The organism is Sphingomonas sp. 8AM, assembly GCF_902506455.1.
Classification (GTDB): domain Bacteria; phylum Pseudomonadota; class Alphaproteobacteria; order Sphingomonadales; family Sphingomonadaceae; genus Sphingomonas.
On the sequence record NZ_LR733844.1, the window covers coordinates 1184759 to 1196929 of the forward strand.

The following is a 12171-nucleotide window of genomic DNA, read 5'->3' on the forward strand; positions in this document are numbered from 1 at the left end:
TAACCATCCGATCATGACCTGCGCCTAGGGTCGTGCCGGCCGCGTATCGATCCGTCTGCGCCGATTTGTGCTCTTAAAGCCGCTCTTAACCCTTCGCCGCTAGTCAGGGCGGTGATGGCAACGCGTGCGACATGGCTGACCCGGCAAACGGCGACTCCGCTCGAGTCGCCCGGCCTGACGGCGCATCAGGGTTCGCTGGAGCTCGTGCCGATCCCGCTGGCGCTGGTGGCGCTCAAGGCGGGGCGTGCACGGTTCGAGGTCCATAACCGTGCCTTCACCCGTGCCCGTTTGCTCGACGAACCCCATCTGAGCCCGATCGTCGAGGCGTTTCTCGCCTCCGACGCGCAGAGCGAGGAGCGCGATTGGCAAACCGGCGCGGCGGTCGAACGTCGCCACTACCGGCTGACGCTATCGCGGTTGCCGCAGCGCGCCGACCACGCCTGTATCGCGTCGTTCGTCGATCAGACCGCGGAGGTGCGTACCGAAGAGACGCTACGCCGCGAGATGGCGACCGACAGCCTGACCGGACTGCCCAATCGCGGCGGCTTCACCGACGCGCTGGAAGCGAGCATCGCGCAGGGCAACGCCTGCTGGGCGGTGCTGATGATCGACCTCGATCGCTTCAGCCGCTTCAATGCCTGTCTGGGGTCGCTGACCGGGGACGAGCTGCTGATTACCGTCGCGCGCCGGATCAAGGGTGCATTGCGACACCGCGACACGCTGGCGCGAACCGGCGGCGACGAGTTTGGCGTGCTGCTGACGATCGACGCCGGGCGCGAGGAGGCCGAGCAGGTCGCGCGCCGCATCCGTGACGCGCTCGCGACGCCGTTCCGGCTGAGCGAATACGAACTGCGCGTCTCGTGCGCGATCGGCATCGCCTTCGGGGACGCCGGGGTGGCCGATGCCGAGGACGTGATCCGCCACGCGCAAGTGGCGATGAAGAAGTCGAAATCGACCAAGAATGCCGAAGCCTATCAGACCCGCGCGCTCGATTCGGCGCGCGCCGAGTTTGCGATGGAAACCGCATTGCGTCGCGCGATCGAGAGCGAGCAGCTCAATCTCGTCTATCAGCCGATCTGCGATCTGGGCACCGGGCGGGTCAGCGGGTTCGAGGCGCTGGCGCGCTGGACCGACGAGCAGGGCGTTCGCCACGAACCGGGGCGCTTCATTCCGGTTGCCGAGGAATCGGGGCTGATCGTGCCGCTGGGGCGCTGGGCGCTCGACAGCGCACTCCGTACGCTGGCGGAATGGGACTGTCGCGCGGGCGGCGATTGCGGCGCGACCGTGGCGGTCAACCTGTCACCGATCCAGTTGCAGCGCGACTCGATCGCCGGGGTCGTGCGCCGCGCGCTCAACGACACCGGGCTGGCTGGGGCGCGGCTGAAGCTGGAGATCACCGAGAGCGCGCTGATCAACGATCCCGACCGGATCGCCCGCGTGCTGACCGGGCTGAAGGAGACCGGCGTCTCGATCGCGATGGACGATTTCGGGACCGGCTTCTCGAACCTCGCCTCGTTGCAGAAGCTGCCGATCGACGTGCTCAAGATCGACCGCAGCTTCGTCACCGGCCTGCTGACCGATCGTGACAAGGTGGCGATCGTCCGCGCGATCCTCGGGCTGTCGCAGGCGCTGGGGATGGATACGGTTGCGGAGGGGATCGAGGCGATCGACGTCGGACAGACGCTGGCCGCGCTCGGTTGCACCTTCGGGCAGGGTTACGCTTATGCCCGCCCGCTGGAACCCGACGCCGCCTATGCGTTCCTGCGCGAGCGCAACGCCTGAGCGACCTCCTCGTCGGCGATGGCCGCGACCCGGTCGGCGGCTGGGAAATCCTCCGCAATCCAGCGATCCTCGATCGCGCGCAGGGTCCGCGCGACGTCGGGCCCCTTCGCCAACCCGCGCGCGACCAGCGCGCCGCCGCCGATCGGCAGCGACGGGCGCTGCCAGCCGATCAGGTCGTGCAGGTCTTCTCCGGCGAGCAGCAGCCGGTCGATCGCGCTTTCGAGGCCGACGCGATAGCCGAGCGCACGCGCGCCTTCGCCGCCGCCACCGGCGGTGCTCTGGATCAGCCGCTTGCGGTCGCTGTTCGATAATTTGAGCCGTGCGCCGACCCCTTCGGCCGCCTCCGGTGCGACCAGCGACGCGAGTCGCCGGATCGCGTCGGGGGCGACGCCAGCGGCGGCTTCGCGTCCCACGAGAGCCGTGAGTCGGGTGACGCCGCCGGCATCGATCTCGGGAAGCACCGGACGGAAGATTCCGCGCGATACCATCAACGCCACCACCGGCACCGCGCCGGGCGCGACCAGCAGCTTGAGCAATTCGGCGGCGATCCGCTCGCGGCTGAGCGCCATCAGGTCGTTGGCACGCGCGACGCACGCCTCCAGCCCGGCGGCGTCGACGGTGTCGCCGAAGCGCGCGTGGAAGCGGAAGAAGCGAAGGATGCGCAGGTGATCCTCGGCGATCCGGCGGTAAGGATCGCCGATGAACCGCACGCGCCGCGCGGCGAGATCGTCAAGCCCCCCGAACCAGTCGAACAGCGCACCGGTCAGCGGATCGGCATAGAGCGCGTTCATCGTGAAATCGCGTCGTGCGGCATCCTCGCGCCAGTCGTCGGAGAAAGCGACGACGGCATGGCGCCCATCGGTGGCAACGTCGCGGCGCAGCGTCGTAACCTCGACGACCGTTCCCTCGCTGACCGCGGTCACGGTGCCGTGAGCGATGCCGGTCGGCACCGCCTTGATCCCTGCCGCCTCGAGCCGGCGCACCACCTCTTCAGGCGCGAAGCGCGTCGCCAGATCAATGTCGGCGACTGGCAGCCCGAGTAGCGAGTCGCGCACGGCGCCGCCCACCCACCGCGCCATGCCGTTCGCCCCATCCAGCGCGTCGATCAACCGGTCGAGCCCGGCGCGGGTGCGCCACGCGGCGGCGGGCAGCGTCATGCTGGCCATTGCAGCCGTCTCGAGAGGTTGACGATCATCCCCGCAGTCGCGCCCCAGATCCGCCGTTCGTTCCACATCATCTCCACATAGTGCCGTGCGCGGCCCTGATAGATTGCGGTCGCCGCGCGCTGGTTGGCCGGGTCAAGCAGAAAGGCTAGGGGCACCTCGAACACCGCTGCCACCTCTGCCTCGCTCGCCACCAGCGGGAGGTCGGGGGGCACGATCCCGATGACTGGCGTGATCGCGTAACCGGTGCCGGTGCGATACGGATCGGAGGTGCCGATCACGGTTACCGCGCCGCGCGGCAAGGCGATCTCTTCCTCGGCCTCCCGCAGCGCGGCAGTGATCGCGTCCTCACCGGGGTCGACGCGACCGCCGGGAAACGCGACCTGGCCGGCGTGGCGGCGCAGCGTTTCGGTCCGCTGGGTCAGCAGCACGCCGGGGGCGGGGCGGTCGGTGATGGCGACCAGCACTGCCGCCGGCGTCAGGACCAGCTCGCCGGGATGATCGTGATCGTCGCCGGCCAGCGCCGGCGCCGACTCGCTGGTCAACGCGGCGGCGAGCCGCTCGGCAAGCGTCACGGTTGCAGTGCGAAGAAGGTGCCGGCGCTCCATACGCCAGGGGGCGCGTCGTCCCCGGCCAGCGCGCGCTCGGCGAGTTCATAATAGACCGGGCGTGCGATCAACGCCTCCAGCCCGCCTCGAACGTGGACATAGGGGTGCGGTCCATCGGCGCGCTCCTCGAAGCGCAGCGGATGCGCGGCCGAGGCGGTTACCAGCTCGCCGGTGTTGAGCCGGAACGCCAGCGTCGCGTCGCGCCCCTGACCCTCGACCTTCATCTCCTGCGCGACGAACGGCGCCTCCTCGACGGCGATGTCGAGCTTCTCGACCGGGGTGACGAGGACATAGCCGCCATCGGGCTCGCGGCGCAGGATGCGGCTGAACGCGCGCACCATCGCCGGGCGGGTGATCGGGGCACCCTGATGATACCAGGTGCCGTCGCGTGCGATGCGCATTTCGCTGTCGCCGCAATGTGCCGGCTGCCAGCGTTCGACCGGCGGCAGCCGGTCGGTGTCGGCGAGCCGCGCCATGTCGGCGACGGTCAGTGTGTCGAAATCGGGGAGCGGCGCCATTGGCATCGCGCTCACCTAGGATGCGGACCGTACCGGGTAAAGGTCAGGCTGCGGCGCTGGCGTGGCGACGGGGGCCGAGCACGCCGGGTAGCGCGGGCAGATTGGCGCCGCGTGCGAGCAGCCGATGCCGCTCGACCGGACCGGGCAGCCGCCACTGCGCGGTCGCGGCGGCGTCAAACCCGAAGAAGCGGCCGTAATATTCCGGGTCGCCGATCAACACGAGCGGCGGGCCGCCCGCGGCAGCGGCAAGCGCCGCCTCCATCAGGCGCCGCCCGAGACCTTCCTGCTGCCGCTCGGGCACGATCGCGACCGGGCCGACCAGCACCAGCGGCCGGACGGACCCGTCATCGCCGTCGAACTGCACCGGCCAGCACTGGATCGAGCCGAGCAGCGACTCGCCGTCGACCAGCGCGAAGCTCAGCGCGGCGATGGCGTGCGTTCCGGCGCGGAGGCGATAGGCGGTGCGCGCGTGCCGGTCGCGGCCGAACGCGCGATCGAGCAATTGCTCAACGGCTTCACCGGCGATCGAATCGATCGGCACCATCTGGGTCACGCGCGCGCTGCCTCCTGCCCGCGATCGAGGTGGACGCCCGGGCGCGGGCGCTTTAGGGCGAGCCCCGCCGCTCGGCAACGGACACGTGGCGACGGCAACGATGGCAACCGGATTGACCGCATGAAGCTCTACGACGCCGATCCCGCACCCAGCCCGCGGCGCGTGCGGATCTATCTGGCGGAGAAAGCGATCTCCGTCGAGCGCGTGCTGGTCGACCTGAAAAGCGGTGAGCATCTGCAGCCCGGCTATCTGGCAATCAACCCGCGCGGAACCGTTCCCGCATTGCAGCTGGACGACGGCGAGGTGATCGGCGACTCGACGGCGATCTGCCGATTCTTCGAGGCGCTCCACCCCGATCCGCCGCTGTTCGGCGCCCGTCCAGTCGAGATCGCGCGCATCACTGCATGGACCCGCCGTGTCGAGGCGGAGGGCTATGCCGCCTGCGTCTATGCGCTGCGCAACGTGGCGGGGCGTTTTGCTGATCGCGCGGAGCCCGGGCACTGGCCCGAGCTGCCGCAGATTCCCGCGCTCGCGGCGCGCGGCAAGCGGATGTGGGAAGCGTTTTCGATCATGCTCGACGCGCGCCTGGCCAGCAGCGAATGGGTCGCGGGCGACCGCTACAGCTACGCCGACATCACCGCGCTGGTCACGGTCGATTTTGCCAAGGCGGTGAAGCTCAAGCTGCCGGAGGGCGTGTCCCACCTGCGCCGCTGGCACGATGCCGTCGTCGCGCGTCCGAGTGCCAGCGCATGACCTACGCTCCCGATACGCTGGAACTCGAGGTCCACGATCTTGAAGTGCAGGTCCTGACCGGCATCTATTCGGAAGAGACGCACCTGCCGCAGCCGTTGCGCATCTCGCTGACGGTGCTGCTCGACGCACCGCCGCTTTATACGCCGGACACGCCTTTGTCGGCGTCGAAGAATTATCTCGACCTCAAACATGCCGCGACCGACGCCTTGTCGACCGCGGGGCATTTTACGCTGATCGAGGCCGTCGCCGATCACATCGCCGAGACACTGTTCCTTCAGGACGAGCGCGTCCGACGCGTGAAGGTGAAGATCGTCAAGCTCGCGATCGCCGAGGCCGGAGAGGCGATCGGCATCACACTGGTCCGGCACCGGCGCTGACCGGCCCGGCAGTTGCCGCGGCAGGCACCGGGCGGCACGCGCCGAGCTGTTCGATCACGAAGGCGTAATCGGCCTGCGCCTGCGTCGCATCGTCGGGCGAGAGCGACGCGGTGCTCCGCTCCGGCAGGGTCGCGGGCAGGGCGCAGGCCAGCCGGTACCACAGCAACGTGTCGCGGCGCGGCGTCGGCGCCGAATCGTCGATGATCTCGCTCAGCGCGACCGACCAGCGCGGCTGTTCGCCGGGGCGGCGCAGGATCGACAGCGCGGCGGGGCGATCATCGCGGGTGCGCAGGAATATTTGCGTCTCCCCCTCGCCGGGCAGTGCGCCGGGAACGTGGAAGGCGTTGCCGACGTCGGTAATGACCGGCGGCGCGTCCGGCGCGGCCAGTTCGGAGGCGACCGCCCGCACGCGCTGCTCCAGCGCGGGGCTCCAATCGTGCTGCGCGCCGGGTTCGACCAGCTGGATTTGCCCTGCCTGTCCCGCAACGGGACGCGCAAAGGCGAGAACGCGACGCTTTTTGAGCGAGGGCACCCGCCCACGCCAGTCCGGGGCGACATCGACCACCCAGCCGACCCGCGCCGGGATCGCGCTGGCACCGCGGACCAGCGTCGTCACATCCGCCTCGACGTAGAAGCGCGTCCTGCCGGGCGCGAGCCCCGCCGCCTCGGCGCCCTTGATTCGCGAGGCCGAGCGAATCGTCGCGTCGACCACCAGCGGGCTGGCGATCACCAGATCGGCGAGGTCGGCGTAACCCGGTTCGGCGAGAACGGGTGCGTCGGCGGGCGGTTGCTGGGCGACCGCCGCCCGCGGGGGCGCCCCGGTCGCCAGCAGCACGGCGGTGGAGAACAGGAAAAAAAAGCGCTTCGTCATAACGCATGGGATAGACGCGGGCGCACAAACGATACAGAAATAAAAACGTCGCAGTCCGGCTGTACGTTTGTTGCGTCCGACAAAGCGTTTGCGCTCCCAAAAGGCGCGCGATAGGACTTGTGTGTCTGTGGTAGCCTATTGGGCGCTACGGAAAGGTTAACAACCCGACCGGATTCCGATCCGGTCACGCCACGGGCCGCAGGATGAGGGAGTTTCGTTGCTGAATGGCCTATTCTGACCAGAAGATGAGCGGGGGCAAGGTTGGCGCGCTGGTAATCGTCGCGCTGATCCACGTTGCCCTTGGCTATGCCTTCATAACCGGCCTCGCGACGAATTTCGTCAAGAAGCAGGTCGAGAAGCTGAACACGTTCGACGTCGAGGAGCCACCGCCCCCGCCGCCGGAGNGTCAGCGCCTCGAACACCCGCTCCCAAACGCCGGCATGACACCAGCGACTGAAACGTCGGTGCACCGTCTTCCACTTGCCGTAGCGTTCCGGCAGATCGCACCAGTGCGCTCCCGAACGCAGCACCCACAAACATCCGTTCACGAACAAGCGGTTATCGAAGCCCGTCCGGCCCGGGTCAGCTGTCTTGCCCGGAACCAGCGATGCAATCCGCGACCATTGCGCCTCGCTCAACTCGTACCGCTTAATCCCCATCACTCGCTCCGAGCCTCGACACGGATGCCTATGAATCAGCCTTCACGGCGTTTGGGAATCCTGAATGTCGATCCGGCCTAGATGATGCGCCGCACCGCCGGTATCAGCCGGCTTGCCCCGGCGATCGCGAATGAGGCGCCGCAGGCCGCGGCGCCGATGACGAGGAACTTGATCAACGGGGCGGCCGACCATGACGACGCGAGAACGCCCAGCGCCACCAACACCGGCGGATGGAGAATGAAGGCGCCGAACGCGCTGGCGGCAAGCCACCTCGCCATCGGGGCGGCGGTGTGCCGTCTGCGGTTCGCCCATGCCAGGAGGCCGAGGATCACGCCCGTCGCTACACACGGCTCCCAAAGTGCATAGTAGAGCGCGTTGCGATTCATGCCGCCCTCGAACCCGCCCGCGGCGCCCTGCGACGCCACGACCAACGGCAGCGACGCGAGCGCCGCCAGCGTCAGCGCGAGCCATGGCCGTGCAATCCGCATCGTCACCTGTTCAAGCAGGCGGTTCCGTGCGGCGGCGATCCCCAGCGCGAACAGCGCGATATAGCTCGGGAAATAACCGAGTTGCAGCCACAGGATCTCACGCCCGACCGGGATCACGAGGCGGACGGCAAATGTCACCAAACCCATCGCGACAATCGCCAGCAGGATCACGGTGCGGCGGGGCAGCGCCTTCGGCGGCGACAACCACTCCGGCAGCAGCCCGCGCCACGCAGTGTAGGCCAGCGCGAAAATGAGCAGCGCGATCGCGAACCACAAAGGCCCGGGGCCATGCGGCCCGTCGATGATCCCTTGCCTCCATCGCTGCAGAAGGCCGCTCTGCGTGCCGGTGTCGGCCAGCGCGACGGTGAGCGGGTGGAGCACGAAGAAGAATACGAACAGCGGCACGCCCAGCCGCACGAGGCGGTCCGCCAGATAAAGCCGCAGGCCCTTCCGGTCGATCGACAGCGGCGTGTAATAGCCGGCGAAGAGAAAGAACAAGCCCATGAAATAGGACTGGTTGATCGCGTTGAACATGACGAGCAGCGGGTTGGAGGCGTTCGGCTGCTCACGCCAGAACCAGCCCCCCGATCCGCCGTACGCAATGGCGGTATGGTGCAGGATCACCAGCGCCGTCATCAGGATACGGAGAAGGTCGATGCCGGCGTTACGCGGCGGCGCCTTGCACTGGGTCGGTTTCGTCATGGACGGGCTATGCTGCTGATCTCGCTGATCGCCGGTTAAGCGTCGGATGCGTCGAGCGCGCGGACTTCCGCGATGTCGACCACGCGGTGCTCGCGGGCGCTGATTTCGGCGGCGACCCCGATTTCGACCGCGCGCAGTCCGTCGGTGGCGGTGACCTCGACCGGCGCTTCGCCACGCACCGCCGCCGCGAAGGCAAGATGTTGAAAGAAGGTCGCGCCTTCGTGGCTCCCGGCGGCGTGAGCGACCGGGTCGATCGCGACGCGGGTGCGTTCGACGCGCTTCTCGCCGCGAAAGCCGACGCGCGGGCTGAACACCAGATTTCCCGGCGGAATCAACACGTCGAGGCGCGCTGCATCGCCGGTCGCGGTCATCTCTTCCTGGTGTTCGGCGCCGTCCGCGAACATCGAAAGGTCCAGCATCGCACGGACTCCATTGGCGAAATCGACGGTGGTGAAGCTGTTGTCGATGATGTCGGGCCGCTGGCCGTCGTACAACTCGTCGAGATGGTTCACATCGGTAGCGCCCGAACAATAGACGCGTACCGCTTCCGACCCGATAATAACCCGCATCAGATCGAAGAAGTGACAGCATTTCTCGACCATCGTGCCCCCTGTGTTGCGGGCGAAGCGGTTCCAGTCACCGACTTTCGGCAAAAACGGAAAACGATGCTCGCGGATCGAGAGCATTCGCAACGTGCCGACCCGCCCCGCGTGGATCTGTTCGATGAACGCGGCGGCGGGAGGCATGAAGCGATATTCCATCCCGGTCCAGAACGGGCGCGGGTGCGCGGCGGCGCACTCGACGATCCAGCGGGCGTCGGCCAGCGTGGTGGCGAGTGGCTTTTCGCAGAGGATCGCGGCGTCCATTCCGAACAGCGGGTCGAGCACCGCGCGGTGGGTGTGGTTGGGCGAGGCGACGACGATCGCGTCGACCTGCGCGGTGCGCGCGAACGTCGCGACGTCGTCGAAGCTCTCGACCGCAGCGGCGTGGTCGCCCAGCGCGTCCCTCGCCCAGCCGAGCGAGGTGGCGACCGGGTCGACGATCGCGACGACCTCGGCATCGGGGAGCAGCGCGATGTTGCGGAGGTGCTCGACCCCCATCATGCCCGTGCCCACCACGCCGTACCGGATTTTTGCCGTCATCGTCGGTCCTTGCTCTCGCGTCTGCGTCGCGCTTTCCTGCCGATCGCAGCCATTCGACAAGAGGGCAAAGCTTTGCAGCGGCAAAGCGGCAGCATCTGGCGAGCGGTGCCGCGGGCTGGCATGAGCCTCGCCGGACAGGCTGATGGAGAGCAATGCCGTGACGACGACCCCGGGGCCTTGCGAGATCAGCTGGTTTTCCGCGCTGTGCGACGACGATTACGAGTTTCTGGGCGTCCCCGACCCGGCACTGCGGTCGACGTGGGAGCATTGCCGCGACATCGTGGTGCAGGCGGAAACCGCGGGCTATGACAATTGTCTGTTGCCGTCGGGCTATGCGCTGGGGATCGACACGACCGCCTTCGCCGCCGGGATCGCGCCGTTGCTGCGCCGGATGCGGCTGTTGATGGCGGTGCGGATCGGCGAAAGCTGGCCGCCGCAACTGGCGCGGCAGATCGCGACGATCGACGGGATGCTGGGCGGGCGATTGACCGTCAACATCATCTCCAGCGACCTGCCCGGCGAGACGCTCGACAGCGCGCCGCGCTATGCGCGCACGGTCGAGGCGATGCACATCTTGCGCACCTTGCTGGACGGCAAGCCGCTCGATCACGATGGCGCGTTCTGGAAGCTGAAGCTCGATCCGCCGCGCGTGACGACGGTGTCGGGGCGCTGCCCGTCCTTCTATTTCGGCGGGCTGTCCGAGGCGGCGCGCGAGGCGGCGGCGCAGGGCGCGGACGTCTATCTGATGTGGCCCGACACGATGGACGGCGTGCGGGGGATCGTCGCCGACCTGCGCGCACGCGCCGCCCGACATGGCCGCACGCTGCGCTTCGGCTATCGCGTGCATGTCGTGGTGCGCGAGACCGAGGCGGAAGCGCGCGCGGCGGCGGAGCGGCTGTTGTCGAAGCTCGACGACGCGACCGGCGCAGCGATCCGCGCGCGCTCGCTCGATTCGCAATCGGCGGGGGTGCGGCGGCAGGCCGAGCTTCGCGATGGAGCCGACGACGGCTATGCCGAGGCGAACCTGTGGACCGGCATCGGGCGCGCTCGCTCGGGGTGCGGCGCGGCGATTGTCGGCGATCCCGATCAGGTACTCGCCAAACTGCAGGCGTATCGCGCCGCGGGAATCGATGCGTTCATCCTGTCAGGCTATCCGCACGCCGCCGAGGCCGATCTGTTCGCGCGCCACGTCCTGCCGCGGATCGACCATGCGCCGTTGGTGCTGTGAGCGGCTTGGCGGCGTGATAGCGAATGTTGTTCGCGACCACCGTCCCCGCGCGGCCATGCTGAGCGCATGAGAAGTGTCTCGGAACTAAGCGGGCGACATCGCGGCTTGTTGTTCGCGCTGGTCATCACCGCGGGCGTGCTGAACCTCGTCGACCGGCAAGTGATCGCCGTGCTCAAGCCGGTGATTGCCACCGATCTCGGCTGGAGCGACGACGATTACGGGACGCTGGCGGCGTGGTTTCAGGGCGGCGCGGCGGTCGGGTTCCTGTTCAGCGGCTGGATCGCGGACCGGCTCGGCGTGCGCTGGGCCAATCCGGTCGGGGTCGCTGCGTGGAGCGTCGCGGCGCTGCTGCACGGCTGGGCACGATCGATGACCGATTTTATCGCGGTGCGGGTCGCGCTGGGCGCCACCGAGTCGATGGGGACGCCAACGGGGATCAAGACGATTACCGCGGTGCTCCCGCCACGCTGGCGGTCGACCGGGTTCGGGGCGGGCAATGCCGCCAACAGCCTGGGCGCGATCCTCGCCCCATTGGCGATCCCCGTGCTGGGGCTGTGGCTGGGGTGGCGCGGGACGTTCGTCGCGGTCGGGGTCATGGGGTTGCTGTGGGCGCTGGCGTGGCTGGGCGCGGCGCGCGGCGTGGCGTTTGCCGCGCCGAAGATCGCCGACGCGGCGTCGCCGCTGCCCTCCGCACCGATGCTGCGCGACCGGCGGACGTGGGCGGTGGCGGGCGCGAAGCTGCTGTCGGACGCAACATGGTGGCTGCTGCTGTTCTGGCTGCCCGATTTCTTCCATCGCCAGTTCGGGCTGTCGGGGGTCGCGCTCGGCGTGCCGCTGGCGCTGGCCTATGGCGGCGCGGCGGTCGGTTCGCTGCTGGGCGGAGCGATCCCGACCCGGCTGCTGGGGCGTGGCGCCTCGCTGAACCGCGTGCGCAAGGGGGTGCTGCTGGGCGCGGCGCTGGCGGTGATGCCGGTGCCGCTCGCGCTGCTGACCGACAGTTATCCGGTCGCGGTGCTGCTGATGGCGCTGGCGCTCGCCGGGCATCAGGCGTTCTCGACCAACGTCTTCGCGATGATCGCCGATATCACGCCGCAACAGCGCGTCGGGCGCGTCACCGCGTTCGGCTCGTTCTGTGGCAATATGGGCGGGGTGGCGATCGCCAAGATCGCCGGGCTGACGCTGGCGGCGGGGCTGGGCTATCTGCCGTTGCTGGTGTTCGCCAGCGTCGCCTATCTGGCGGCATGGTGCTGGATACAATTGTTATTGCCACGGCTTAGCCCGATCGAGATGGATCGCTAGATCGGCATGACGTCAACTCTATCCGTCA

12 protein-coding genes and 2 pseudogenes are annotated in these 12171 nt (G+C 68.5%); 6 read left to right on the plus strand and 8 right to left on the minus strand.

What is annotated here, in order from left to right; translation table 11 throughout:
- Positions 1-114: 114 nt before the first annotated feature.
- Positions 115-1782 (plus strand): putative bifunctional diguanylate cyclase/phosphodiesterase, encoded by a 1668-nt coding sequence (locus BACI71_RS05950; protein ID WP_159756311.1) that lies wholly within the window; start codon positions 115-117, stop codon positions 1780-1782.
- Here BACI71_RS05950 and BACI71_RS05955 read toward each other — a convergent pair.
- The 4 genes from BACI71_RS05955 to BACI71_RS05970 are packed head-to-tail and all read right to left on the minus strand — an operon-like array spanning position 1752 to position 4624.
- Entirely contained in the window at positions 1752-2948 is a 1197-nt protein-coding gene (locus tag BACI71_RS05955; RefSeq protein ID WP_201297302.1) for a CCA tRNA nucleotidyltransferase, read from the minus strand. The two genes, BACI71_RS05950 and BACI71_RS05955, sit on opposite strands and share 31 nt — an antisense overlap.
- Positions 2936-3520: a CoA pyrophosphatase gene (locus tag BACI71_RS05960; protein WP_236552839.1), complete on the minus strand. Its 585-nt coding sequence runs from the start codon at positions 3518-3520 to the stop codon at positions 2936-2938. The genes BACI71_RS05955 and BACI71_RS05960 overlap by 13 nt, the downstream gene beginning before the upstream one ends.
- Entirely contained in the window at positions 3517-4077 is a 561-nt protein-coding gene (locus tag BACI71_RS05965) for a DUF1285 domain-containing protein (RefSeq protein ID WP_201297303.1), read from the minus strand. The genes BACI71_RS05960 and BACI71_RS05965 overlap by 4 nt, the downstream gene beginning before the upstream one ends.
- Positions 4078-4114: 37 nt before the next feature.
- Positions 4115-4624, minus strand: a complete 510-nt coding sequence (locus BACI71_RS05970) for a GNAT family N-acetyltransferase (protein WP_159756320.1) — start codon at positions 4622-4624, stop codon at positions 4115-4117.
- Positions 4625-4744: 120 nt separating this feature from the next.
- On the opposite strand from BACI71_RS05970, the gene BACI71_RS05975 reads away from it, so the two are divergent.
- Together BACI71_RS05975 and BACI71_RS05980 are read left to right on the plus strand one after the other, a co-directional pair.
- Positions 4745-5377 (plus strand): glutathione S-transferase family protein, encoded by a 633-nt coding sequence (locus tag BACI71_RS05975; protein WP_159756323.1) that lies wholly within the window; start codon positions 4745-4747, stop codon positions 5375-5377.
- Positions 5374-5754, plus strand: a complete 381-nt coding sequence (locus BACI71_RS05980; RefSeq protein WP_159756326.1) for a dihydroneopterin aldolase — start codon at positions 5374-5376, stop codon at positions 5752-5754. Before BACI71_RS05975 ends, BACI71_RS05980 begins: the two co-directional genes overlap by 4 nt.
- Here the strand turns inward: BACI71_RS05980 and BACI71_RS05985 are convergent.
- A complete protein-coding gene (locus BACI71_RS05985; RefSeq protein WP_236552840.1) occupies positions 5729-6625 on the minus strand; it encodes a hypothetical protein in 897 nt (298 codons plus the stop codon). The two genes, BACI71_RS05980 and BACI71_RS05985, sit on opposite strands and share 26 nt — an antisense overlap.
- A gap of 224 nt (positions 6626-6849) precedes the next feature.
- On the opposite strand from BACI71_RS05985, the pseudogene BACI71_RS17860 reads away from it, so the two are divergent.
- Positions 6850-7029, plus strand: a pseudogene (locus BACI71_RS17860) (energy transducer TonB); the annotation flags it as partial.
- A 1-nt stretch (position 7030) separates the two neighbouring features.
- Here the strand turns inward: BACI71_RS17860 and BACI71_RS17865 are convergent.
- From BACI71_RS17865 to BACI71_RS06000, 3 genes and pseudogenes are all read right to left on the minus strand, one after another.
- Positions 7031-7278, minus strand: a pseudogene (locus BACI71_RS17865) (transposase); the annotation flags it as partial.
- An 83-nt stretch (positions 7279-7361) separates the two neighbouring features.
- Positions 7362-8474 carry an acyltransferase family protein gene (locus tag BACI71_RS05995; RefSeq protein WP_159756331.1) on the minus strand — a complete coding sequence of 371 codons (1113 nt, stop codon included), beginning with the start codon at positions 8472-8474 and terminating at the stop codon, positions 7362-7364.
- 35 nt (positions 8475-8509) lie between these two features.
- Positions 8510-9616 (minus strand): Gfo/Idh/MocA family protein, encoded by a 1107-nt coding sequence (locus tag BACI71_RS06000; RefSeq protein WP_201297305.1) that lies wholly within the window; start codon positions 9614-9616, stop codon positions 8510-8512.
- 157 nt (positions 9617-9773) lie between these two features.
- Here BACI71_RS06000 and BACI71_RS06005 point away from each other — a divergent pair, with 157 nt between their 5' ends.
- Together BACI71_RS06005 and BACI71_RS06010 are read left to right on the plus strand one after the other, a co-directional pair.
- A complete protein-coding gene (locus BACI71_RS06005; RefSeq protein ID WP_236552841.1) occupies positions 9774-10844 on the plus strand; it encodes an LLM class flavin-dependent oxidoreductase in 1071 nt (356 codons plus the stop codon).
- A 108-nt stretch (positions 10845-10952) separates the two neighbouring features.
- Positions 10953-12143, plus strand: coding sequence for an MFS transporter (locus BACI71_RS06010; protein WP_159756337.1), 1191 nt, complete (start codon positions 10953-10955; stop codon positions 12141-12143).
- Positions 12144-12171: the final 28 nt, after the last annotated feature.